The following is a 25,582-nucleotide window of genomic DNA, read 5'->3' on the forward strand; positions in this document are numbered from 1 at the left end:
CGGTTGGCCTCCCGAGTCCCCAAGCCGCCCACCCCCCTGTCTCTCGCGCAGCGCGCCCCCGCCCCCGGGACACCCGCGACGCCTACGCGTCCGCAGGTAACAGACGACTTGCGGGACCTCGTAACTGTCGTCGAGTACCGGAGGTCCGAGGGAACGCTCCCGCCGGAGTCGCCCACCGGCGCTCTGACGACCCAGCGGGCGGTTGCCGAGTATTACGGCGTCAATCCAGCCTCCCTGAGCCAGTGGATTGCGTCGTATCGGTGGCTCGTAGCCGCCGGTCTCACGGATCAGGAGCGCCGCGTGCGCATCAAGGCCGCGCGTGAGCTCTACCACGTGAAGGATGCGTCCGGATCCTCGTCCAGGCTGCGTGCCTTCGTCTCGGAAGGCTCCGCCGAGATCGGCATAAGCGAGCCGGGTGGACGCGCTGTGAAGTGGGATGCACTAGCCAGGTCTGCCCGCGAAGCCGCCAAGGGCAAGTCAGCGGTTCCGGCCGCCTCCACGTCTGCACAACCTGCCCACGGTCCTGCCGCGCAACTCGACTGGACCGAGTACGACCGCTGGAACGCGGCCATCGCACAGACTGCTTTCCCCAGCTCCGGAGCTCAGCAGCCCGTGTACCTCGATGTGGAGGACGACTTCCTGGTCGAGGTTGCGGCCAACATGGGAGCAGTGGCAACTGGTCCCGAGGCATCCGCTCAGCTGTGCGCCGCGACGCGCGCGACCATTGTGCTGGGCCACCTGGATGGCCGAAGCGTCTTCGCCGCCCACCGATCACGCACCGACGCCTGGTGGCATCGGTCCGTGCGCGAAGGGGTCAGCGTCGACAACCCGCCGCCGGTCATGGGACTGCTCGCAGTCTTCGCGCGGGCAGCCGAGCTCATGGAGAAGGACGAGCAGTTCCGGGCAAACGCCTACTACCCCAGGCTCAGCGGGCTGCTCTCGATCGGGGACTCCGACTTCGGCCGGATGCAACACGGCTTCCGTCGCGACAGTGAGCGGTTCTGGCAAGCCCTAAACGATTGGCTTTCCGCGCTCGACGGCCAAGTCGGGCTCCCCACTGCTGAGGCAATAGGACATCGCTATGTCGGTGTGCCGCTGTCACAGGCCCTAATCCGGGCGGCCGACCGGAATCGGTTTGCTCAGTTCTTCGCCGACGTCGACCTCGAACCAGGGCTCCGCCTAGGGACCGGCGACATGGAGGCGCTCTTGGACAGATGGATCCGCGCAGGCAACGCATCTGCCTCGATCCAGAAGCTATGGCGGAACGCCGCGGGCAAGGCAGTCGTTGTTGACGCGGCGCTCCTCGCGCTCGGCCAGTGGGACGGGACCGTCCTGTCCGAAGCCACCGGTCGAACGGTGCCCCCGCCTGCGCTGACTGCACGGATCACGAGATCCGTGACGGGCAAGCGACTGCGGCTGAGCTTCGCCTTGCGCGGCAGCGCACATGGTCACGAAGGTCTGCCGCGCAGGTGGGCGATCCGATCAGCCCCGGGAGCGCCACAAGTTCAGTTGGAACCCATCAACGACCGTCTGCTCGCCGCGGACCTTGCGGGCGAGGTCGATCCGCTCACGCTCTTGACCGGTGAGCTCCAGGTGCAACCGGTGGCGCAACGCACAAACCTGCGGATTTCGGGCCGGCGACCGCAAGCTCTCGTGGTCCTCAGCTTCGTCGATGAGGCTGGCATGTACGTCGAGGTCGACCGTGTCCGCATGCTCGAGCCCCACCTGCTGCTGGTCAATGGCAATGCGACGCGGTTCCGCGGAGCCAACGCGGTGGACTTCGATCGGCTCCTGGCGAGCATCGCCGAACCGGGGTTCACCAGGGACCAAACGCTGAAGGGTCTCCCGACGGGCTGGGCTCTCTACCGCGACGTCACGGTGGTCCGCTCACACACCAGCACCGAGGCAGTCCTCGAGCCGCTAAAGCCGGCGCAGACCTCAACCCTGATCGTCGGTGGTGGCCTACGCCTCCCGGGCCATGCTGTCCGTTGGCACACGGACGCGCCCCTCATGATCAAGGGCTCGGTTGTCGGCGCCACGGAACTCGCGCTGACCCTGACATCGACCAACTCTGATGAGCCAGTCTTCTCTCGGGCGGGCGCCGTCGAGGAGATTTCCGCCTCCACCACGGCCCTCAGCCTCACTGCGGGCGTCTATCGCGCGGAACTAAGGTTCCGATCCGGAGGTAAAGACAGCACATCCGTCTCGACGTTCGAACTGTGCGACTCCGACGAGCCGCGCGTCCGAGAGCACGGCGACTCCCTCAGGTACCTGGGCGCGAGCCCGCTTGGCTCGGTCTCGGCCGTGTCCGTGGCGCTTGGCGCGGCACGCACCGGATCCTCCGCGTCGGCTACGGCCGCGGCACAACTCTCGGCACCCGAGCCCGCGTGGTGGAGTCTCGAACCGATCACGCATGCACCCGAACGGCTTGCGGCCCCGTCGGCGCAGGACAGTTGCGCGATCACTGGTTCGCACTACTGGCACATTGAGATGCATCGCCAGGGCATGAAGGGCGAGCGCGGCGAGTGCGTCAAGTGCGGTCGAGTCCGAATGTTCGCCCTCACCGCGAAGAAGAAGGTGCCAACGCAGACCTACGCGCAAGCACCACTCCGGCAGATCACCTTCGGAGACGAGAGCTCCACGATCTCGGGAGAGACTCTCTTGGACGCCCTGACTTGGCTCGGCGGCGGAACTCCCGAGGAACTCGCGCGCGTCGTACGGCAGGTCGACGACTCTGCCCTGACCGTTGATGAGATCGTTCGCGTTCTTGAGTCGCTTGGTCACATCGACGTCGCCCGGAGTCCCGAGACGTTCGCCATTGACCGCTGGGAGGTCAGTCCCCGCTCCCTCGCCGGGCTCGCCGACGGAACCTGGCTCGCAATTGGCTCATGGGCCCGCCGCGACATGGCCGCGCTCCGAGACCTCGCGGCTTACGCCGGCGGCGGTCTCGCGAGCGATCACGACGACTGGCTTCCCCGGCGGGTCGTCCGCGGCCTGTCTGAACAGAAGGCTGCTGAGGTCGCCGAAGCGCTCGACGCGGACTTCCAGCCGCGGTCAGGACACGAACTCCTCGCCAGCTTGCCTCACCTGTCGAGTGTCTTGCCGGGGCTGCCAATCGTGAGCGCTGAGGCCGTCTACGACGCCGAGTGGTTTGACGCCGCTCAGGCACGTTGGGTCCCCGTCGAGAGCATCGGTCAGGCGGGTGCCTTCCGGATCCGAAGGGGTTACGTGTCGTCCTACTTCGTCCGAACGGCGGACGACGTGGTTACCCGGAGCCTCCGCCGCGCCGACTCCAGGCTCGTGAAGCACGTGGCCTCGATGCTCCGGCCGATCGTCGGCTACGACACCACAGCAGCACGGCTGTTCGTGCCCCTCGGCGCCGACCTTCCCGGCCTCTACGGCCGCGCTATCACCCTAATGTCGGGGCGCCCGGCCGCCCGCGTCCGCGGAAAGGCACTCCTGGCGTACTCCGGCGTTGACCAGGAGACCGCCGCGATGCTTGTCACACTCCTGAAAGGCGAACAATGACCGCGCCGATGGAACCAGTGGCTTTGAACGATGCGCTAACCGAGGCATACCTCAAGTACATCGACACCGCGTACTGGCTCAACGACACCCAGCTCATGGAGGAGCGACGGCGCCTTCTGCTCGAAAACGGCCTTCTGTCTACTCCGCCGTACCTCGAGCCGGTGCTGACTTACGAAGCAACCGAAAACCTCCTCGAAGTGTGCAGAGCGTCCCGAATCCCAGACGCGGTCGCCGCAACCGTCGGCACGGTGCTCTTCGGCGACTACACGCCCGCGGGGCAACCGATCCGACTTCGGCCCCATCAGGCCGACGCAGTCCGGGCTACCTTCAAACCTGCCGCCGCCGATGGACGGAACCCGGTGATCACCTCCGGAACGGGTTCGGGCAAGACTGAAGCGTTCCTGCTTCCGCTCCTGCTCCGACTGGTGGGCGAGTCGACAGCGTGGAAGGCGGCAGAGCCAAACCAGTGGTGGAACTCCCGCGCCTGGACCCCTGCCAGTGCCTTGCGTTCCCGCGAGACGAGACGAGCGGCCGTCCGGGCACTCGTCCTTTACCCGACGAACGCCCTGGTCGAGGACCAGATGTCCCGCCTACGCAAGGCCGTTCACCGCCTCCGTGACCTTGGCACTCCGCTGTGGTTCGGGCGACTGACCAGCGCGACTCTCGGAACGGTGAACCCCCCAACGTCTCCCAGCGGCGCAAAACAGGTAGCGATGGAGGTGCGGGACTTCGTCGACGACTACGAGCACATGGTCTCGGCGCTACAGTCCGATCCCGAAATCGCAGCTCTCCCCGCTGACGCACAGAAGCGCGAGATTGAGGAACGCCTCGCGCTCTTTGCTGACCCGCGACACAGCGAGATGCTCGTCCGCTGGGACATGGTCGAACAGCCCCCAGATATCCTCGTCACCAACTTCTCCATGCTGAACGCCGTCCTCATGCGCGAGCAAGAACGCAATCTCTTCGATGCGACGCGCACCTGGCTCGCGTCCGACAGCACAAACGTCTTCACCGTCGTTGTCGATGAGTTGCACCTCCAGCGCGGGACGGCCGGTAGCGAGGTCTCGATGGTGCTCCGGAACACCCTTCAGCGACTGGGGCTCGGGGCTGACAGCACGCAACTGCGCATCATCGCCACGAGTGCGTCGCTTGCGTCCGACGGCACAGGGACCGAGTACCTAGAGCAGTTCTTCGGCGTGAGAGGCAAGTCGTTCATGGTCACCGAGGGGACCGCGCGGCGACCGCAGAGCGGCCGCCTACTCGATCGCCAGGCCGTGGTCGCCGCGACGGGCCTCAGCGACGTCGGCACCGCGCTGCAAGTCTCAGACGCGATCGCGGCTGCGTGCTACGACGGCGCCCCCGAGGGTCGACTCCGGGCAACGGCGATTGACTCGGTCTCCGAGCGCGTGTTTGGTGAGCCTGACACCGGGCTGGACGCGATACGGCGCCTCCTGACCTGGCTGAGCGAAACGCCCCGGGAAGCAGCGAAGACCCAGCTCCGATCCCATCACTTCGTGCGGACCATGCGCGGGATGTGGGCCTGCGTCAACCCCGACTGCGACGGTGCCGTCCCAGGATCGCAGTCCGGTATCGGAGCACTGTACGAGCGCCCAGCCACAACGTGCGCCGTGTGTAGGTCGCGCGTTCTCGAACTTCTCTACTGCTACGAGTGCGGAGACATCAGCCTCGGAGGCTATTCCGACTTCGTGACCGACGCCGACGGTGAGCAGAACGAGTACCTTGCGAGTTCTTCATCGAGCGCTCCAGAGAAGAACCCTCAACTCGTCTTCAAGCGGAGCCGTGAGGAGTACCGCTGGTTCTGGCCCGCCAACGACCGTCGACCCCGCGACACGGATGCCTTCACGGTCGGGAAGCGGCGCTTCCAGTTCTCAGTGGCCGGCTTGGACCCCCGCACCGGACAGGTGACGGTTGGCGAGGTCCAGGAGGGATGGATCCGGGGCTGGGTGATCCAACAGATCAAGACCGCCAAGCCGGATCCCGCAACAGTGCGCATCCCAGCTTTGCCCGATCGATGCCCCGCTTGTGGGCAGCGAGGCCGAGCCCAGCAGGAGACCGAGAAGTTCGAGAGGGGCGAGATCCGGACTCCAGTCCGAGCGCACACAGCCGGTGCTTCGGCCGCCCTTGAGGTCTATCTGGGCGAGTTCATGCGCCGGCTCGGCAGCGGGTCGGATGCCAAGACCCTGATCTTTACCGACAGTCGCGATGACGCGGCAAAAACCGCCGCCGGCGTGGCCTTGAACCACTACCGCGACCAACTCCGGCAACTGATCCGCGCTGCCTTGGCGGCGCACCAGAGGTCCATCGTGGAGATCCTGCTCGACGAATTGCGCGGCGTTGCACTGGCAGGAGACGAGAAGGCCCGCGCCGAGGACGCGAAGAAGGAACGCAGGGAGTTGTGGGAGGCGTGCCAAACGCTGAAGGCGGCAGAGCAGTTCAAGGTCCCCATCCCCCCTGAAGCGCAGGCGGTCATCGACTCCGCAAACGCCTCCAGTGAACCTGCAGCTCGCAGCTGGACGGAGGTACTGGCACACGTGGCCGACGCCATGGTCCGGCTCGGGTCAAACCCGGCAGGGCCCGGTCCTCGAATGCAGGTCCGCGGCGACCAACCCTGGTTCAAGTACTACGAGCCGCCTCGCTCGGGGCTCTGGAACCCGCTCTCCTCCTCGGACAAGGGTGAGAACGGCGAGTTCTACGCGCACCAGCTCTCAGTCGGGGTCAGCGAGGCTGTCTTCGACCGCGCTCGTCGTGACCTGGAGTCGGTCGGCGTTGCCTATGTCGACTCGGTGGTCGCGCCACCACTCGGCCCAGGGCTCAACAACGAGGCAAGCCGCGAAGCACTCCGATCCATCATTCGGCTGCTAGGGCGGGGCTACCGCTACGACAGCCCCGACAACTCCGGCACGGCCCTGCCGCGAGGAGCAAAGGAGTACCTCCGGGTCCTCTCAGACTCGCGAGGTGTCGATCCCGCCGAACTGGAGTCGTGGGCACACAAGACGCTCCGGCAGCTGGGGCTGCTCAAGAACGATGACGAGTGGGTCCTCGCAACCAGCCGCACAGCCGTTGGGCTGCGCTTCGTCGCGGCCACCGACAGCGTCTGGGTGTGCCAGCGGTGCAGCTACCGGCACCTGCACGCCAGCGCAGGCGTATGCGCGAACGCGATGTGCGGCGGTCAGACACTGACCGAGACTGCTCAGTCGAGAGAAGACTCCGACTACATCGGCTGGCTCTCCGGACAGCCCGCGACACGCCTCAACGTTGAGGAGCTTACCGGCCAGACAAAGCCCCTGGCCGAACAGCGCCGTCGGCAACGCGCGTTCAAGGGCGTCCTGCTGCGCCCCGCAGAGAACGAGCTCACGACACCGGTCGATGTCCTCAGCGTCACGACGACGATGGAGGTCGGCGTCGACATCGGGTCGCTGCGGTCAACGGTCATGGCCAATGTCCCGCCGCAGCGCTACAACTACCAGCAACGGGTTGGCCGCGCGGGCCGCGCCGGCCAGGCACTCTCCTACGCGCTCACCGTCGGCCGCGACCGAACACACGACGACGACTACTTCCGAAGCCCGTGGCGGATGAACGGCGACGAGCCGGCCCAGCCATTCCTCGACCTCGGGCGACCGCGGATCATCCAGCGCGTCGTCGCAGCGGAACTCCTTCGGCGTGCGTTCCTGAGCGCGAGCACCCCTCCTGGCTGGTCGAAGGACAGCCTTCACGGATCGTTCGGCCTCCGCTCGGAGTGGTCTGGCTATCGACGCGAAGTTGTCGCATGGCTGCGGTGGTCGGACGAAGTCGCGGCGGTGTCGAAGCGGTTGGCTGAGCACACGACACTCCTGCCTGACGACGTTGACGCTCTGATCGCCTGGTGCCGCGGCACCACCGCTGACTCGCTGGTGTCCGAAATCCAGCGCCTGGTCGATCAAGCAGACGAGGACCATGCACCCGACGACCAGTTGAGCGTGCTCCTCGCATCCGGCGGCGTCCTGCCGATGTTTGGCTTCCCGACCAAGGTGCGACCCCTCTACGGCAAGTTCGTGAATAAGGCGGACCTCGACAGCGCAACGGTTTCCGACCGGCCGCTTGGCATGGCGGTGAGTTCCTTTGCACCTGGCGGGCAAGTCGTCAAGGACAAGAGACTGCACACAGCGGTCGGCTTCGTCGCATACGAGATCAAGGGTCCCCGTGCGGTTCCTGTTCAGGACCCGCTCGGCCCCGCGGTGATGACGTCAGTCTGCGAGACTTGTGGCGACCTGGTCCTGAACGGCACTGCGGACACCTGCCGTACGTGTGGCACTGGGATCTCCCCCTTCCCACTCCATCAGCCACTCGGGTTCCGAACGACCTACGAGCCCATCGACTACCGCGACGAGAACGATGAGGTCACTAGGGTCTCCGACGCCTCCTTGTCCGTCGTCAAACCTGCCGAGCGCGAACTGACCGTGCTGGCATCTCGGCTCTCGGTGTACGAGCAGCAACAACTGGTCCAGTACAACGACAACAACGGCTCGCTGTTCACGGTCGTGCGGCAGGGCGACAGCATCGTCGCGACAGACACCTGGCTCTACAGACCGAACGACCTCGGCCCGTGGACTCCTCCGGCGCCCCAGAACCCGCGCCAAGTCGCGATCGGCGAGATTCGTGTCACGGACGTACTCACGGTCGAACTCGAGCCAACCAACTCCAGTGCTCCCGGCACCGGTCACGTCCCGTACGCCCGCGAGATTGCGCCGGCGAGCGTGGCAGCACATCGGTCCTTCGCCGAGGTACTACGACGAGCGTGCAAGCTCGAGCTACAGGTGAGCCCCGATGAACTTGTCGTTGACCTGACCCCGTTCCCCACGGACTCAGTGCGCTCTGCCCGGGTCTTCATCGCAGATGCACTCGACAACGGCGCAGGCTACGCAGCTGAACTCGGACGGCCCGAGGTCTTCGAGCGCCTTCTCCTTGACGGTCGGAATCGCCTGACCGATCTGTATGAGACGGATGCACGTCACCGCGAGACCTGCATGCCGTCCTGCCCAGACTGTCTGCGGTCGTGGGACAACCGCCGCCACCACTCCGGACTGGACTGGCGCCTCGCGCTCGACATGCTCGATCTAGCAGCCGGCGAGCCGCTCAAGATGAACCGCTGGTTCGACCTGGGACGCCAGCTCGGTGTCGCATTGGCCGACCAGTTCCCCGACGAGTTCCTTTTCGGCCAGGCTGAGGGTGTTCCTGTCCTCCGCGGCGTCGGCGAGTTCAAGGACCGCGCGGCGATCATTGGGCATCCGTTGTGGTGGCGGGACGGACACCACCAGACCAATGAACAGGCAGAAGCGCTGCTGTCACTCGCAGATGAAGGGCGGCGGGTCACAGACTGTGACCCCTTCGAGTTGGCCCTTAGTCCAGCTCGGGTACTGGTCCGGTTGTTCCAGTGAATGGTTTCGACGCAGGACCGACCGGCGAGATCCGCGAACTCACGTACTCGCTCTGGGCAACGCTGACCACGTGCGCCCTCAAGGCCGCCTTCACCCGCGACAAACGTACTCGGAGTCTCGATCGCGGCGGCGTCCGCTCGGCGCTAGGAACCGCTCGGCACCGCACCGTCGAAGCCGTCGCCGCCGGACGGCACGGAGGCCTCGATGCCCCCTCCCCGGATTGGGTGCGCCAGGAATTTGGCCGACTCCTCGACGCCGAACGCGCTCGCCTCGTCCGCGAGTGGCACCCCGCTAAAGTCCCGTCAACTGGCACGTGGCCTGATGTAGCGGTCACGCGCGCACGGCTTGCGAGAGAACTGGGTAGCAAGGACGGAGTCGCTTGGCCACGTGGCGACCCTGGCCCGGGCGCGCCCGTGACTCGTAGGACATCTGCTCATTCCCCAGCCGAGAACCCGCGTCTCCACCTCGGCGAGTCCGCAGTCGAGGTCTCCCTCGAAGACGACCGCCGTGGGCTGCGAGGCCGGATCGACCGCCTCGAAAACCGCGACGGCCAACTTGTCGTCGTCGACCTCAAGTCGGGCATCGGCGCTGACCGCGACTATCTCGCGCAGCAGCACAGGCGTCAGATGCTCTTCTACGCCGGGCTCGTCGAGGCGAACTACGGGAACTGGCCCGCACTCGAACTACAGCCCGTCACCGGTGCGAGCGTGACTATCGAGTACCGCGCTTCTGACGTCGAGCAGATTCGCGCCGATGCCCAGGCTTCCCGCGCAACGTTCAACGCGGCAGACGCGTCAGGCTCGGTAGCGCACTTAGTCGTCGCGAGCGTCGAGCGCTGCGCCTGGTGTCCGTTCCAGGTCGTGTGCCCGGCGCTTGGGCGCGACTGGTCCGCGGTGGCCTCGAGCCGCCACCGGGCCGTCACACTTGCTCGCGGGATAGTTTCGGCGGTTCGGCGCCAGGACCAGTCAACCGACGTCGTGCTTGAGCAACGGACGGACTTGACCGCGCCTGCTGGCACCGTAACCGTCACCCGACTACCCCACGAGAGTGACATACGGGTCGGTGACGAGTTCTCTGTCAGCCGTGTCGCCCTGGCAGGGAACGACCACGTCCTTCGCGCCGGGTGGGACTCACTGATCTGGGTTCACCGCCCTGGACCGCCCCAATAGACCAAGGCCACGTTGCGCACGCGCGGTCGGCCCATCTCCACGGTCATCCCGTCGAGCCGCTGCGCGACGCTGTCACCGTGGCCCTGACTCCAGCGAAAGGGCCCGAATCGCTCTGAGGGATTAGCCAATAATCGCTCTGGCGACTTGATTCGCTCCGGAGACTGGGTTCCCTGCACTTATTGTGATCGGGAGGTCTACACGGAACTTCACCGAACCGACATCGACATGGGCGTGGTCCACGATGTCGTGCCGCCGTAGTACCCGGACCGCGGGGTCCGCCATGTTGTACGCCCGAAAGAAGGTCACGAGGTAAGGAGTGGCGTACGCGAGGTCGCCGGCGCCGGCCGCGTGGTCATAGCCCCCATTTGGAACGCCGCCGTACTCCGACAGGCGTGAAAGGAAGGTGTTCACAGCATCGTCGTTCAGGCTAGCGCTCGTCATTCGGGCAACGACGCGATCCACGAGGTGTGGAATCGTGAACGCGTTGCCGCCGGACGACGCCGCCTGAAGACCGATGCTGACCAAATAGAGCCGTGTCTCGATTGTGGTCCCACCACTCGTGCCATCAGCAAGTTCCACCTGGTGCACCCCCTCGACGAGGTGCGAGGAGGCGACCCCGCCTGTGGTCTTGACCTCAACGCCCGTGGATCCCAGCGTGAAGTCTCGCGATGACCTCCTCCATCCGTCCCACGAACCCACGACTGCGAGCACCTGGGCGTCATCAGCCCGGCGGCACAGCGCATCAAGTAGGAGCAACTCACCCGCAAGGCCGAGAACAGCCTGATCTGAGAGGCGAAGGCGCTCGATTGCGAGCTCGATGATTGGCTCGGTTCTGGCGAACGCGCGAGGTAGCGATACATCCGCCCCGTTGCGCAAGAGCTCTGTGCAGATGAATGCGGCCACTTGGTCGTAATGCCCGAGCGCAGGGAGCAGGAGTCTGCTTGCGTCCAGGGCGGGCGCACCGTCCCGGTGCCACGTGCTGAACTCGAGTGCATCCGCGACTGCGGGTGATACGGGGCTAAGTTGCGGACCCGCAAGGAACACCTCAACGTGGCCATCGTGGTCGCGAGCAACACCGACGGTGTGACCGTCGGTCAGCCACCTCACATCGCGAAGCCCCGCGCTCACCGCGCTCGGCACGCTCCCGACGAGTTTGAGTACCGACTCGTAAGTTGTCACCAACGCTGCACCTCCGTCAGGCCGCTGCCGGCGAGCCCGCACGAGTGGCCGCGAACTGTTCGGGGCCGCCCGCCGGGATACACACGCCCAACGCCACAGAGGGATGGCGTTGCTCTGGAAGCTGGTTCACGTAGAACAAGATTTGCCCATGTGACCCCGCTGGGCGCCATGGAGCGCTGCTGGTTAGCAGCGGCACCCGCTCGCCGCGATGGTAATAGTCGAAGAACTCGTCGCCGCGATAATCCAGGGGGCCAGCGGTCGGGTCGTTAGCGCCCCATCGCGTTGCGAGGTCAGGGCCGTCGAGCGCCTTCTCCGTGGTCCGGACGTCAAAGCCGACACGCGTGAGAGCACCGCTGCTCACCGGCGTGCCCTTGCCATAGCGGATGCCCACGGTGAACATCGGCTGATGCGTCTGCCGCTCATGGAGGTCGACCATCGACCACAGGTCAGAAGGCGCACCCGTGACAAACAGCCCTCGAACTGGCCGAGTCAGGCAGGCTGCCCACAGGCGTAGATAGGCGGCGATCGCATACGGGCAGTCGAGCCTCACGGGGGATGCGTCTCTGCCAGCCGGCGGCTCGGGGGCGTTGTAGAACCGAACGCCGCTGGGCAAGGGGACGCTTGCTCCGACGCGCGCCTGAACCTGCGACCAGAGCTCGCCAAGCCGATGATTGGACCCAGGACGATAAGAGTCGTAGCGAAGGTCATCCAGGAGATCAGCCGCCTCCATGAGCGAGAGCGCGTGAGTGAGCGCTCGCCCCCGAATGCTCCTGCCGACAACCACGTCAGACGACGGCCGCTCGGCGAACCTCTTGGCCAGCACCTCAACGTTCGGGTCCGACGCCCGTCCATCGTTGATGAGTGTCACAAAGGGCCTAGAGCTCGGGCAGAGCGGTGTCCGGCCAAGGCTCGCGATCTTTCCGGTGGCAAGGAAGCTCATGCCGTGAAGCACCGCCGGGGACGGCGCCCTTTCCGCCATCGCCTCAGCGATGCCCTCACGCAACGCTTCGTCGATGTCGTGGTAGGCAGTGAACAGCTCGATCTGGTCGCGCGCGGCGAAAAGTCGGCACAGTTCAATGTGCTTGCCGCGGTACCCAAACCATCTCTGCATCTGCATTTGGGTGTCGGCGAACGGGCTGTTTGACCCCCGCTGGAACAGCGCAGTCGTCAGGCCCTCGAGCGTCAGGCCACGCGCCATCACGTTGCCGGAAACGAAGATCGTCGACAGATCTCGAGCAGCACGCCACTGCTGGGTAGCCTCATCGAACGAAGGCTTGTACTCGGGACGGTCGTCGGCGTTGGGATCGCTGTTAACGACCGAAACTCTCGTCCCTGGGATGATCTCGCTTTCCAGCAGAGCGCGGACGACCGACCAATCGGGTACGGAGCGTGGGTTCAGAACATTGAACTGCCTCGCAAGCTCGTCGGATGCGTGACGGTACCGGTCAATCCAGGCCTCCCAGAGCGTCTCCTCTCCGCGCATCCTCGCAGCGAGGCTCTCAGGCAGTCGGGCGTCGCCTGACTCGATCAGGTCCCGAGCGGCACGTCGGTCCGCGACTCCGCACCAGAGCAAGACGTCCTCGGCACCTTCGAAGTGGCGCCCGATGGCCGCTGCTGGGTGAAAGAGCATCGAGTGGGGCGGCGGCGATGCGACCAGCACAGCATCGCGAGAGTCGAATGTGGCACCAGAAAGCGCTCGCGGCCCCAAGACCGCTCCTGCCCAGTGGAGCCGGATCGCGCCAGCGACGAGGTACGCACGGATTGCTTCACCGAGGTCGTCATCGGCCCGGCCCGTGAGTTCCACGCACAGCCCGGCCGCCAATCCTCGTTTATAGAATACCTCGCCACCGGTATAGAAGTCGTCGAGCCCATTCCTCTCGGGAAACGTTGAGGACCGCGGTGCATCCATATGCGCCGTATCGATGGGATGACCAACATCAAGCGGCGTACGCAGCGAGATCACGAAATCCCGTGGGGCAAGTGGATTGTGATCCTCCTGGAGCAGGTTGGCCTGTGGCGTCGCCGTGTAGCCCACGTACGTGGAGTACAGGTTCGTTGGCGCCCCGCCCGCGCGCGGCTCCCACAGATCGGCGATAGCTCTCGGAATCTGCTTGAGATTCGGTGAGAGCGGGTCCAGGCCGGCCTCCACAACAGCATCGAGGACCGATCCATCATCCGCTTCGTCATCCAGAACGAGCATGTGCACGGGCCGGTCAAGCGCTGCAACTGCGTCGAAGACGCTACTCCTCAGCGCACTGCCAAGTGCGTACAGGTGGTTCGTCTGCTTCATGGCGACGACTATGAGAGGACGCCCCTGGGCGAGTTTTCGCCTAACCTGCGCCGAAGCAACTCGATACGTTTCCTGTAGCGAGACATCCGCCCCAGAGAGTGCAGCGCCAGGGCTCGGGCACAAAACGCGCCGGGTAGACTTGGCTGCGCTGTCGAGGCCGACATCGAGCTGCTCCGACAGGCGCTCATACGTCTGGCGCCATAGCGAGAGCCGCGTTCCGGCGAGGATGATCACAATATCGACGCCCCTGTCCAGCGCCATCGCGGTCACCCCGAGCATCGAGGCCGTCTTTCCCGATTGCACGGAGCCCATGACTAGGCCCGTACGCGTCCGGGAAACCTGCCTCGGCTCGGTGCCAGGTTGGCCCGAGCCAAACACTCCCCTGTCTAAGATGTATGCGCAGTCCACACGAAGCGCATCCCTTCCCGTCAACGTCAGCCCGGTCAACTCGCCCGCGTAGCGCTCCCACCACGAGTCCGTTGAAGTCGACGGTGCCTCGAAGTACACCCGCTCGGTTCGGCCGCTCACCATGAACTCGACTACTCGTCCTTCGATAGAAGAATGGAGCCGAGAAGCGACTCAACACCTGAGGAGCCGAACCGCCTTCGGATCTCGTCTGATGCAGAGGAAATGTCGACGCCCAGCTTCCCCACCACGCCCTGCGCGACCCTCGCGATATAGTCCCACTGGGTTCGCGTCTGGGTCTTTTCGGGGCGCTTCCAGTCCTCGAGAGCCGCCGTGCGGACCGCCTCGGCCGACGACTCCATCCTGTCCTCGATGTCGTTAGGCGATCCAGCCATAGCGATCGAGACACCGACCAAGGAGCCGACGAGCTGGAGGTCCTGCCACTTGCTACTCTTGCCATCCCCCCTGAATGCCTCGGGCCAAAGTTCATCGTGTGCCGCGTGGAGGTCCGCGGCTTCCGCAATCAGACCGAACAGGTCAGCGATGCGGGCGCCGTCACGCAGCGGATGCGACCCGTCGTCCTGGACCTGGCTCAGGAGGTTGTCCGTGTGGCGGGCCGTTGTGGGAAGCAACTTACCCTGAGAGTTGGTGACGAGCACTGCGATGATCCAGCCAAGGACCTTGGTCCGTCGGTACCGCGCCTCCCCGAACCCATAGTCCGCAAGCGTCTTGCCCAGCTGGTCAATCCCGGGGACGCCGGCAAGCGAGGGCGCGACGTCGGCGAGACTATTCCGAGCGCTCGCGTCCCCTGCCGCGACTAGGATCGCGCGCGTCAACTCGATGTCATGAAAGACCGCGTTCCGAATCTCTTCGGCATTCAGGTGCATTCCCTGCTTGTTGTAAAGCTTGAACACCTCGTGGATCTGCCGCTGCGTTGCTCTGGTGTACTCGATCACGGGGACCTTGTAGGCGACGACAGCGCCGAATAGGTCCTCTACAGACACCTCTTCGTCGGCAACGTGGATAATTCTGTCTTTGATCTGGCTGAAGTACTTCCCGCGCAGGGGCTCGAGGTCTGCCCCCACCAGCCCGCCCTTCGCATCCTTACGAAGTTTGAACGGAAAGTAGTACTCGTCATCCAGCGCCGCGTTCAGCGCCTGGCCCATGTAGCGCTTCCAAGCCAGGCGGAACTTCGGGTAGTTGTCATCGAACAGAGAGCGCAAACCGGCCTCTGGGTGCAGCTTATCTGCCTCGGCAACCTTCGCGATCGCGACCGGGTGTTTTCCGACGAAGCGCAGGATGGCGGTCAGACGCTGCTTGCCATCGACGACCTCATGAGGCGTCGCCGCCCCCGTGCGAAGGAGGATGACCGAGGGCAAAGGGATGCCGCGAAGTATGGACTCGATCAATGCTTGGCGGTCCGTGTTCCCCCACACGTCGCCACGTTGGTACGACGGCGTGAGGCTCAGTTTCCTGCTCGTCAACTGGGAGATCGGCCACACATCGGCTCGAGCAGTCACCGGCTCCGGCGTGACCTCCTCGGCGAGTTCCTCCTCGGTGGACCATGCCTCGCTCCACGACGCTGTCGCAGACGCCCGACTGCTGCCCTCCGCGTCGAGTTCGGCGACGAACGCCTGCCTTAGGCGCGCAGCAAGTTCTGCACGGTCGCCCAGTCGTTCTAGCGCCGGCTCCGTCAAACGGGGCGAATCGCCGACAACCTCAACGCCCTCGCCCGGCTCTTCGAAGCCGAGGGCCGTCGCGACGCTCGAGACAAATGACATGGCGTCGGTCGTCCGCAGGTCGTCGCTGAAGCTCAGCCAGTCTTGAACGTCCGACAGCCGTGACATCCACGCGTCGGAACCGAAGTCGACATCTTCGGCTACAAACGGAGCGCCCGTCTTGACACCTTCGGGAGCATCTCCGCCCTCGGACAACTCCGCAAGCAACTCGGCAATCCGGCCCTGCAACTCTGCCCGTGAGTCCTCAGGCGAGGGGTCAAGGTCTCCATCGTCGAGTTGCGCGTCTGCTAGCGGGTTCGTCATCGAAGTACGTCCTCACGTCGGCCACTAAGGCTGTCCCGGTACCCTCACGCCGGCCTAGATACCACGTAGAACGGTCAGCTGTCGTTGGCCCGGACATGCGCGGCCATCATTCCACGTACCAAGGTCTACCTGCCTGTCACGCGACCCGTGTCGCGGCTCGACGAGCCGACGCCGACCAGGCGATCAGCACCTCGCGCGACGCCAGGATCGTCGCGAGTGCCGTCGGCAGAGACTGCATCGGCGCCCGCGGGAGCAACTGTCGCGTGAGTCTCGGAATCGGAACCCTCCTCAAGCCATGCGCGCTTGATGGAGCGGCACCTGTCGACGAGGCTCTGGAGGCCACCCAGCCCAGGGGCGCGGGTCGCGCCGCTGTGCTGGCTATCGATCGCTCCCTCCAGCCCAAAGTGATGGCACAGGAAGTTGACGAGGGCGAACTGGACTGTCCCGACGTGTACCGCGTTGCCGAACTGCTTGTACGACTGCCCTTCAGGCTGTTTGGTCGCCAGCATCGCTTCGTACACCCGGTCCGGAAAGCCTTGCAACCTCCCAGCCTCGTACGGCGTCAGGCGCCGCTGCTCCCTTCCAAGGATGGGGGCTTGGTTGATCGCCACGAGAGCCGGTATGTATGTGGCCTTCTTCACTCGGACCCCGGAGGGGCGGAGCTGGATGAGGCAATCGTCCAGCGACGTCGAGTCTGACGCTTGCCACTCGAGCTTCCGCCACGCGTTGCTGGGCAGGGCGCGAATCCTCTTTAATACGTCACCGGCCTCTGGCCCCTTGAGCTGGGCTGCGTAGGATGCGATGAAGTCCAGAGACTTGTCGAGAAACTCGTCCTTCCACTCGCGTGTCTTGCCAGACGTTTCATGCGCCTTAGCGTCGGCGCGCTCCCGCTGGACCCAGTTCTTGTCGGCGACGTCAAACCAGATCGGATGCCCCGGAAACCATGAACCGCGCCGGTTCTTACTTCTCTGTGTCACCACGTTTGCAACAAGGCGTGAATAGACCTCAAACCATTTATCCTCGCCATTGAGCCGATAGTCCGAGAGGTCACTCATGTACGACGACTTGATGTGGTCGACTCGCGCAGCAATATGCGGGGCCACCGTGCGCAACTCGCGTGCCCTCTGCTGTGTGATGACGGCAGGCAGCCCGTCTAGCGCAGGAAGAGGTGTCTCATCAATCCGCCAGGAGTCGATCGACCATCTCTCGGAACGGCTTGGACCAGTAAACGGCTGGCGATTAAGGATGATCTCATTAAGAACAGCGAGGATGTATACCCGCTCGCGACTCTGCGGCCCCCCGCCATACTGGGGAGCGATCATATGCGGAGAGAAGATCGTGGGATCCGGGCTCACGGTGTACCCGAGGCCCGAGAGTGCCTGAACGATTGTCTTGAATGTCGTGTCCAGGTGCGTTGGTCCGACCAGGTTCTTCACATTCTCCAGAAAGACTACCTTCGGGCGCCGCATCGCGACGATGACAAGAATGTTGTAGAAGAGGGTACCGCGGACGCGATCCAGGATTCCCTCCTGCTTACCCGACTTACTAAACGTCTGGCACGGGAATCCCGCAGTCAGGACATCAAAGGCTTCCGGGATGTCCTTCAGCGTGATCTTCCCGGCTTTCGCGCGTTCAAGAAGTTCATCAATCGTGTGTCCTGTGTCTACGGGCACGTCATCGTTGATGTCATGTGCGATAGGAAACTGATCATCGCCGCTCGAACTCCACGCCGATGCGTACACGGCCCGTGCGTATCGATCCTTCTCAGCGGCGTAGACGCATCGGCCGCCAAGATCCGCGAGTGCGGCGTGGAAGCCTCCGACGCCAGCGAATAGATCGATGAACGTGAACTTGTCGGTCACTGGTCTCCTGGATGATCTTCGTCGCGCCCTGGTGCCACCCGACGTTGCGGTTCAACTGAACGGGAGTCGAACAAACGTATCAGCTAGGCGACGCCCTGGGAAGCTGGCAAGACCCAGTGTCGCCTGCGCGCCTGCGTCGTTTGCGTGTAACAGCGGTCCTCGGTACGGCACGGCGACCTGCTGAGAGGGACGGGCCCTTGCCTTCGGTGCGCCAGCGGTAGATCGTCACGACCGGGACGCCGACGTACTCCGCCAGCGTCTCGATGCTCAGCAGCGGCTCCAGGCCGCTCGGCTGCGGGCTCATGCCACCGCCCGCTGGTGTCGTATTGATGCTCATGCACCTCAGGTGCGCGGGCAGAGCCGAACTGCTGCGCGGCGCTGCACGATGATGCGTGTCGCTGTCGGCACCTACGCCCCTCAGGGGCGCCCCGCGAGGGTTTACGCGGGGTTTTCGTGGGAACTGACATCTACCAGAAACTCCTCAGGCCTGGTGAGACACAGTCTCACCAGGCCTGATACGTCGGGCTGACAGGATTTGAACCTGCGACCCCCTGACCCCCAGTCAGGTGCGCTACCAAGCTGCGCCACAGCCCGTGGCTGGATCACCAGGCGTAACACTCGAACTATCATCGCGTGTCCCGGCCCCGTGAAGCCTCGGATACTCTACCCCATCCGCGACGCTGCCAACGCACCGTTTGCCCCGGTCGGGGCTGTGCCGTCGGTCTCGTCGGCAGCACCCGAGGTGGCGTCCCGCTCCCCTGTCGGCAGGTGGGCTCGCCACGCGCTCGCGACGATCGCCAGGCACACGGCGGCGATGACCAGCCCGCCGAGGAACATCTGCGCGTACGTCCACCGCACGGACAGCGCCGCGAGCGCCACGGGCACGCAGAACCCGACGTACGTGAGCGAGTAGTACACGGCCGTGAGGCCGGCGAGGTCGTCGGGCGTCGCGATGCGCTGGACCTCGCTGAGCCCGGCGACGAGCGCGAGGCCGTACCCCGCGCCGAGCACCATGGCGGCCACCAGCGCGGTCGGCAGGTCGAGCCGCGCCGACGCGTAGGCGCCGAAGCCCATGCCGACGACGACGATCGACATCGCCACCACGGATGCCCGCGCACTGTGCCGGGTGTCGATGAGGCGGCCGAGCACCTGGATCCCGACCCCGCAGCCGAGCCCGAGCACGGTCATGAGCCCGGAGAACGCGATGGGCGCACTCCCCGCGCTCGCGGACACGAGCCCGGGCAGCACGGCGTAGGCGCTGCCAGCGCACCCGAACACCCAGGGCGCCACGGGCACGACGACACGCAGGAACCGCCGGTGCGCGACGGCCGGCACGCGCAGGTCGTCGCGCAGCCGACCCCGCTCGCTGCCCGACGAACCGGCACGAGCACGTGTCTCCGGCACGCCCAGCACCCACACCCCGGCGGCGACGGCCAGCAGCCCGTGCAGCAGGTAGGCCGTGTGCGTCGGCCAGGGTGCCCACTGGGCGAGCACCGCCGCGACGCCCGCCCCGACGAGGAACCCCAGCGTGAGGGCGAGGCCGGCGCGCCGGGCGCCGGAGCCGCCGTCCGGGTCGCCGGACGTGCGGGCGGCCGCGTCGCTCAGCTCCTTGACCCACGTGGTCCCGACGGCCATGACGAGCCCGAGCGCGACGCCGCACAGCACGCGGCCCGTGGCGAGCAGCGCGGCGGACGACTCCCCCGCGGCAAGAACGAGCGACCCGACGAGCGCGATCGGCGCGGCGGGCAGCAGCAGCGGTCGGCGCCCGTACCGGTCGGACAGCGGCCCGCCGAGCAGGAGCGCGGGGACGATGCCGAGCACGTACGCGGCGAGCAGCGCGTCGACGGTCACCGCCGAGAAGTGCCCGACCTCCCGGTACATGACGAGCAGCGGCGTGAACTCGTTGCCGCCCCACGCGACGGCGAACATCACCGCGGCGACGGCGAGCCACGCCCGCGGCCCGACGACGGCACTCGCCCCGCGAGCGGACGCGGCGGCCTCACCCTCGGTCGCCACCGAGGTCGACCCGGAGGTCACGGCGCTCACAGACCCGCCCTCGCGTCCTCGAGGTGGCGCTGGATGCGGCGCTTGTACGTTCGGGGGTCGCGCACCTCGAGCGCGTCGACGAGGGCGCGGTGCCCGGCGACGAACGTCGCGGCCCGGCGCGGGTCCCACCGGACGCTGTGCGCGACCATGCGCTGCTGACGCTCGCGCAGGCTCACGGAGAACGTGGTGAGCAGCGCGTTGCCGCCGGCCGCGACGATCTCCTGGTGGAACCGCGCGTCGAGCGTCGCGTACTCCGCGACGTCCCCGTCGGCAACCGCCGCCTCCTGGGCGGTGACGAGGTCGCGCAGGAGGGCGACGAGCGTGGCGAGTTCGGTGTCGGGCAGGCGCACGACGCTCTGCGCCGCGTGCGTCTCGACGAGCAGGCGCGCATCGAGGACGTCGTCCGCCTCCCCCGGCGCCACGGGAACCACGAGCGCACCCCGCTTGGGGTAGAGGCGCAGCAGACCCTCGGCCTCCAGGCGCAGGAACGCCTCGCGCACGGGCGTGCGGCTCACGCCGAGCTGCTCGGCGATCTCGCCCTCGCTCGTCATGGACCCGCCGGGCAGACTCCCGTCGAGGACGAGGGACTTCACGTGACGATACGCCTGCTCGGTGGCAGAACCGCTGGTCGTTCGAGGCATAGATACATGATGCATCTATCTGGTGCGCGACATCGACACCTGCGGTGTCCGGACAGCGTGGGCCTCGCCACACCCGATGCGCGACCCTCAAGTGACCGTCCAGATCACTTGCTACTTACAGTTTCGACGAAACTGTAAGTAAGGTGGTGCCGTGGACACAGAGGGAAGGCTCGCCATCACACCCGTGGCTACCGAGGGCCACTACTGGGTGGCTGAGAGCGACGGGCTCTCGACGCGCGCGCAGGTGGCGGCGGGCTCAGGAGCCTACGAGTCGACCGTACCGGTCACCATCGCGGACTATGCCCCCGCGCTCTCACCGCAGCAGTCCGCTGACGCCGAGGAGGCAGCGGCCGCGCTCGCCCGGTTCGACTCGTACGCCAGCGCCACGCTGGGTCCCGACAATCCCGCCCTCGGTCCGATGTCCTCGATCCTGCTCCGCACCGAGTCCGCCTCCTCGTCGCAGATCGAGAACCTGACGGTCGGGGCCAAGCAGCTCGCACTGGCCGAGATCGACCAGACGACGAGCGCCAACGCGCGCACCGTCGTCGCCAACGTCCGGGCCATGCAGGCCGCGCTCGACCTTGCCGACAAGCTCGACGAGGACTCGATCCTCACGATGCACCGCGAGCTCCTCATCGGACAGCCCGGATGGGAGGGCCACGCGGGGCGCTACCGACGTTCTCTGGTCTGGGTCGGTTCCTCGAGCATCAGCCCGAGGGGTGCGACCCACGTCGGGCCCCAGCCGGAGCTCGTCCCCGCCGCGATGGCCGACCTCCTGGCCTTCGTCCGTCGGGAAGACCTCCCCGTCCTCGTGCAGACCGCCGTCGCCCACGCACAGCTCGAGACGATCCACCCGTTCACGGACGGCAACGGTCGTACCGGCCGAGCCCTCGTGCACGCCATGCTCCGCTCCAAGGGCCTCACGCGGAACACCATCGCCCCGGTCTCCGCAGGCCTCCTGATCGACACCGACGCCTACTTCGACGCGCTCACCGCATTCCGCGCCGGCGACGCCTGGCCGATCGTGGAGCAGCTCTCCCGCGCGAGCCGGTTCGCCGCGACTGCCGGGGCACGCCTTGTCGACGACCTGGCAGCCCAGGTGGCTGCAGCGCGCGAACGGCTCGCAGGTCTCCGCCCCCAGGCCTCCGCCTGGAAGGTCGTGCCGCACCTCGTGGCGCACCCGGTGGTCAACGCGGCGTTCCTGCGCAACCACCTCGGGTTCAGCGACGTCACCGCGCAGCGAGCGCTGAGCCAGCTCTCCGACGCAGGGGTCCTCCGAGAGCGCAGCGGGCTCCGACGCAACCGCGTCTGGCAGCACGACGGGATCCTCGCCGTCCTCGACGTCTTCGCGCAGGGGATCCGGCGCCGCTGAGCGACCCTGGTACGTCTCAGTGGTGGTGCCCGCTCCGGCCCAGCGTCTCCTCCGGCGTCCCACCGGGACGGGTCCACTGCGGCACAGGCCGGGTGGTCGGGCCCCAGCCCGCGACGCCGTCGGCGTCCGCCCGCCAGTACCAGCACACGCCTTCGCCCTCGGGCCAGCCGTCGGGCGTGTCCTCCCAGGCCTCCTTGCGGCCGTAGGGGGTCATGTCGAGCAGGGCGAAGTGCGGGCTGGTCGGCTCGTTGCCGCGACCCGTCGTGCGGTACGTGAGGAACACGCGGTCGCCGTCGCGGAGGAAGCAGCTCACGTAGCCCATCTCGCCGCCGATCGGCCCGTCGAGACCGCGCACCGAGTACCAGGGCTGGGTGTAGCCCATGAAGTCCACGTAGGGCGCGACCTCCTCCCACCGGCCGACGGTGAGGATGGCGAACGAGACACCGCGCGCGTTGAGGTAGACGGCGTCCCGCAGGCCCCACGCCGTCCAGGTGCAGCCCTCGCACTGCCCCTGGTGCGGGGCGCCGTCGTGCCACATGTGCTGGTAGACCACGAGCTCGTCGCGCCCCTGGAAGAGGTCGACGAACGGGACCGGCCCGTCGGGGCCGACGACCTCCACCGCGCCGTCGATCTCCACCATGGGCAGCCGCCGGCGCGCCGCCGCGATGGCGTCGCCCTCGTGGGTGTGCGCCTTCTCGCGCACGAGGAGCTCGTCCCGGGCGGCCTGCCAGGTGGCGAGGTCGACGACGGGCGGCCGTCCGGGCAGGGTGGCGGCCGGGCTGTTGGGCGTGGTCGTCATGGGGTCCTCCGCGTTGTCGGTGCCGACCGGCGCACGCCGCCCGACGAGGTCATCCGCAACGACCCGGCGCACGGGCCGAACTCATCGGCGCTCGCCCCCGGTGCGGGGCTCACCCATCCCTGCGCGTCTCCTCGACGGCCGTGTCGACGGCGCTGCGCGGCCCGCCGCCGGGTGCGGTGCCCTCCAGCGCGGTGCCGTCCCGGAGTGACGCGTCCAGCAGGCGGACCAGCTCGCCCACCCGGCCACCGCCGCCGGGCGCCGACGGGTAGCGGCGCAGCACGGCGACGAGCGCGGGTGTCGCGAACGACAGCGCCACGGCGAGCCGCGCGACGGCGGCGGACTCGTCCCCGCCCGCGGCGAGCTGGGCGGCGTGCGCCGCGTGGGCCGCCGAGCCGACGATGTGCTTCACCTGGTGGGCGTCGGCGATCGGGTGCAGGTACGCGGCGCCTGCCGCCGCCATCGCGGCTCGCGCGGCCTCGGCGGCGGCCGGCTGCTCCGCCTCCTTGGCCGCCCGGAGCGCCGCCCACGCGGTGTCCCGCAAGGTCTTGCCGCGCGTGCCGCCACGGGCGAAGGCCCACGCCGCCTCGATCGCCTCGCGGGGCCGGGCGTCGTCCGGCCGCACCGCCTCGACGATCTCCAGCGCCTGCTCCGCGCACCGGGCCGCGTACCCGGCGACCTCCCGCAGGTCGTCGGTGCTCAGTTCGATCCCGCCGGTCGTCGCCACCCGCCGCTCCCTCCGCCGCTCCCCGTTCAACCGTCCGTCACGGGCCGCAGGTCCCGCCCGAGCACACTAGCCAGCCGTGCGACCGCCGCGGCGAGCGCGTCGTCCTGCGCGCGACCGCCGTCGAACCACGCGACGCGCACCTCCTCGCCCGCGAGCGCCCACGTCCCCGCGACGACCCCGCCCGCGGTGACGACGGTCGCCCCGCGGCTCACCACGCCGCGGTGCGCCGGTGGCACGACGCGCGGGTCCGCGGTGCCGGGGCCGAGCACCCACTGGTCGTGCGCGGGAAGGAGCCGCACCGCCTCCGACGCTCGCGCGCCGAGGAGCTCGTCGACGTGCTCGCGGAGCACGAGCGCGCGGGCACCTTCGACGTCGACCTCCCCGAGCGCGTCGTCGCGCAGCTCCGCCAGCCACCGGTTCAGCCGGGCGCGGCCCGCGCCCAGGCCCTGCCCGAGCCAGTAGTGCACGTGGTCGGGCGTCGCGGGGCCGTACGCGCCGAGGTACGCGAGGACCGCGTGCCGGCCCGCGGCGTCGAGGTCGGGCCAGTCGACCCAGCGCGGGTTGGTGTCGAGGCGCTGGAACGTCGTGCGCCCGTCGCGCGCGGGCGCGAAGCTCATGTCGCCGAACCACGTGAGCGGCTTGAGCAGCGTGTCCGTCCCGTCGCCGAACGACGGCCGCAGGTGCGCGAACCGCGCGTGCGCCGCGACGGCGTCGCCGAGCGCGGACCGCGTGAGCGGGCCGTCGGCGAGCGCGTCGCGCACGACGGCGCGCAGGTCGGGCCAGTCCTCGGGCTCGAGCCGGTAGTACTCCCGCCAGCTCGCGCGCTCCCACATGCGGCCCGCCCGGCGCAGCGCCAGGTACGCACCGCCGTCCTCGGGCGTCACGAGGTGCGTCGCCCCGCGGAACGCGTACGTGCGCACGAGGCGCCCGTCCGCGAGCGCCCGCCCGACGTCGCCCGCCTCGGACGCGCGCTGCCGGACGCGGATCGCGAGCTCGGCCACGTCGTCGGAGGCCGCCGGGACGGCGCCCAGCCGCCCGACGACCCCCTCGACCGGGTCGTCCCCGACCGGGTCGAGCAGGTGCTGCCGCGCGCGCCAGGCGAGGGCCTGCGCCCAGGTGATGGCCACGTCCGCAGGCTAGCCCCGGGCGCCGACACCCGCGCCGGTCAGACCACGGGGCCGGAGCCCTGGGCGATCTGGAGCACGCGGGAGACGCCCGGCTGGTCGGGGTCGTCGGTGATCTCGCGCCCGTCGAGCCAGGACTCGATGACGTGGGCGAGCTCCCCGGGGTGGCTGAAGTTCATGGCGTGGGCGGCGCCGTCGATCGCGACGATCGTCACGTGCGGGGGCGCGAGCGCACCGACCTCGTGCACCCGACGCGGCGGCGGCATGAGCGGGTCGCGCGTGCCGATCACGGCGAGCGTCGGGACCGGGACGCGGAGCACACGCTCGAGAGACGGGAACCGGACCAGCTCGGCGAACAGGTGGAGCGCGTTGACGGCGCCGAAGCGCGCGTAGTCGGGCACGGCGATACGCGCCATGCGCGGGCTCTCGCGGCCGGCGTCGCGCGCGAGCTGGGTGAGGGCGCGCGCGAACGGCTGGTTGTGCACGCCGCCCGCGGGCGAGGCGAGGACGACGCCCGCGACGCGATCCGGTGCGGAGTGCGCGAGCTCGAGGCTGATCGGGCCTCCCATCGAGTTGCCCACGAGGACCACCCGCTCGAGCTCGAGCGCGTCGAGCAGAGAGAGCAGCGCCCAGGCGAGCGAGGGGATCCCGAGGGTGTGCCCCCACCGCTCGCTGCGCCCGTAGCCGGGCAGGTCGGGCACGACGGCGGTCGCGCGGTGGGCGAGGCGCTCCGCGGTCGGGAGCAGGTACGTGCCGGAGACCGCGAAGCCGTGCACGTGCACGATCGGGACGGCGCCCGGCACGTCCGGCCCGATCCGCACGAACACGTCGTGCCCCTCCACATCGACGTGGCGCGAGCGCCACCCGTCAGCAGCCATAGGCCGATGGTGGCATCGCGCGCGTCGCCGCGCCCGGGCAGCGGGAGCACCCCCGACGGGTGAGGCGCGGGTGCCGCGCGGCCCGTGA

The 25,582-nt window shown here is 67.5% G+C and carries 15 protein-coding genes and 1 tRNA gene; 4 read left to right on the forward strand and 12 right to left on the reverse strand.

Annotated features, from left to right (window positions below):
• Positions 1-300 precede the first annotated feature (300 nt).
• Genes ACN9MS_RS10995 through ACN9MS_RS11005 form a run of 3 tightly spaced genes read left to right on the forward strand, consistent with a single transcriptional unit; the run spans position 301 to position 10,132 of the window.
• On the forward strand, positions 301-3,528 hold the full coding sequence (locus ACN9MS_RS10995) for a hypothetical protein (RefSeq protein WP_426308666.1): 3,228 nt from the start codon (positions 301-303) through the stop codon (positions 3,526-3,528).
• Positions 3,525-8,963 carry a DEAD/DEAH box helicase gene (locus ACN9MS_RS11000; RefSeq protein ID WP_426308667.1) on the forward strand — a complete coding sequence of 1,813 codons (5,439 nt, stop codon included), beginning with the start codon at positions 3,525-3,527 and terminating at the stop codon, positions 8,961-8,963. The genes ACN9MS_RS10995 and ACN9MS_RS11000 overlap by 4 nt, the downstream gene beginning before the upstream one ends.
• Positions 8,960-10,132: a PD-(D/E)XK nuclease family protein gene (locus ACN9MS_RS11005; protein WP_426308668.1), complete on the forward strand. Its 1,173-nt coding sequence runs from the start codon at positions 8,960-8,962 to the stop codon at positions 10,130-10,132. The genes ACN9MS_RS11000 and ACN9MS_RS11005 overlap by 4 nt, the downstream gene beginning before the upstream one ends.
• Before the next feature lie 120 nt (positions 10,133-10,252).
• Here ACN9MS_RS11005 and ACN9MS_RS11010 read toward each other — a convergent pair whose 3' ends face one another.
• The 8 genes from ACN9MS_RS11010 to ACN9MS_RS11045 form a co-directional block, all read right to left on the reverse strand.
• A complete protein-coding gene (locus ACN9MS_RS11010) occupies positions 10,253-11,311 on the reverse strand; it encodes a PD-(D/E)XK motif protein (RefSeq protein ID WP_426308669.1) in 1,059 nt (352 codons plus the stop codon).
• 16 nt (positions 11,312-11,327) lie between these two features.
• The gene (locus ACN9MS_RS11015) at positions 11,328-14,129 is read right to left on the reverse strand and encodes a Z1 domain-containing protein (RefSeq protein WP_426308670.1); all 2,802 of its coding nucleotides are present in this window, start codon (positions 14,127-14,129) and stop codon (positions 11,328-11,330) included.
• Between the two features lie 11 nt (positions 14,130-14,140).
• On the reverse strand, positions 14,141-16,048 hold the full coding sequence (locus ACN9MS_RS11020) for a DUF262 domain-containing protein (protein ID WP_426308671.1): 1,908 nt from the start codon (positions 16,046-16,048) through the stop codon (positions 14,141-14,143).
• Positions 16,049-16,173: 125 nt separating this feature from the next.
• Positions 16,174-17,910 (reverse strand): DNA (cytosine-5-)-methyltransferase, encoded by a 1,737-nt coding sequence (dcm, locus tag ACN9MS_RS11025; protein ID WP_426308672.1) that lies wholly within the window; start codon positions 17,908-17,910, stop codon positions 16,174-16,176.
• A gap of 79 nt (positions 17,911-17,989) precedes the next feature.
• Positions 17,990-18,247 (reverse strand): helix-turn-helix domain-containing protein, encoded by a 258-nt coding sequence (locus ACN9MS_RS11030; RefSeq protein ID WP_426308673.1) that lies wholly within the window; start codon positions 18,245-18,247, stop codon positions 17,990-17,992.
• Between the two features lie 183 nt (positions 18,248-18,430).
• Positions 18,431-18,504 (reverse strand) — tRNA-Pro (locus tag ACN9MS_RS11035).
• Positions 18,505-18,573: 69 nt separating this feature from the next.
• On the reverse strand, positions 18,574-19,956 hold the full coding sequence (locus tag ACN9MS_RS11040) for an MFS transporter (protein WP_426308674.1): 1,383 nt from the start codon (positions 19,954-19,956) through the stop codon (positions 18,574-18,576).
• On the reverse strand, positions 19,953-20,549 hold the full coding sequence (locus ACN9MS_RS11045) for a GntR family transcriptional regulator (RefSeq protein WP_426308675.1): 597 nt from the start codon (positions 20,547-20,549) through the stop codon (positions 19,953-19,955). Before ACN9MS_RS11045 ends, ACN9MS_RS11040 begins: the two co-directional genes overlap by 4 nt.
• A 232-nt stretch (positions 20,550-20,781) precedes the next feature.
• On the opposite strand from ACN9MS_RS11045, the gene ACN9MS_RS11050 reads away from it, so the two are divergent.
• Positions 20,782-21,969 (forward strand): Fic family protein, encoded by a 1,188-nt coding sequence (locus tag ACN9MS_RS11050; protein ID WP_426308676.1) that lies wholly within the window; start codon positions 20,782-20,784, stop codon positions 21,967-21,969.
• A gap of 16 nt (positions 21,970-21,985) precedes the next feature.
• On the opposite strand, the gene ACN9MS_RS11055 is transcribed toward ACN9MS_RS11050, so the two are convergent.
• The 4 genes from ACN9MS_RS11055 to ACN9MS_RS11070 form a co-directional block, all read right to left on the reverse strand.
• Complete coding sequence (locus tag ACN9MS_RS11055) at positions 21,986-22,768, reverse strand: DUF899 family protein (RefSeq protein ID WP_426308677.1); 783 nt, start codon at positions 22,766-22,768, stop codon at positions 21,986-21,988.
• A 109-nt stretch (positions 22,769-22,877) separates the two neighbouring features.
• Positions 22,878-23,492 (reverse strand): putative immunity protein, encoded by a 615-nt coding sequence (locus ACN9MS_RS11060; RefSeq protein WP_426308678.1) that lies wholly within the window; start codon positions 23,490-23,492, stop codon positions 22,878-22,880.
• Positions 23,493-23,518: 26 nt separating this feature from the next.
• Positions 23,519-24,619, reverse strand: a complete 1,101-nt coding sequence (locus ACN9MS_RS11065; protein WP_426308679.1) for a DNA glycosylase AlkZ-like family protein — start codon at positions 24,617-24,619, stop codon at positions 23,519-23,521.
• A 38-nt stretch (positions 24,620-24,657) separates the two neighbouring features.
• Entirely contained in the window at positions 24,658-25,494 is an 837-nt protein-coding gene (locus ACN9MS_RS11070) for an alpha/beta fold hydrolase (RefSeq protein WP_426308680.1), read from the reverse strand.
• Between the last annotated feature and the right edge of the window lie 88 nt (positions 25,495-25,582).

Origin of the sequence: Cellulosimicrobium sp. E-16 (genome assembly GCF_049913115.1) — a bacterium.
Lineage (GTDB): Bacteria > Actinomycetota > Actinomycetes > Actinomycetales > Cellulomonadaceae > Cellulosimicrobium.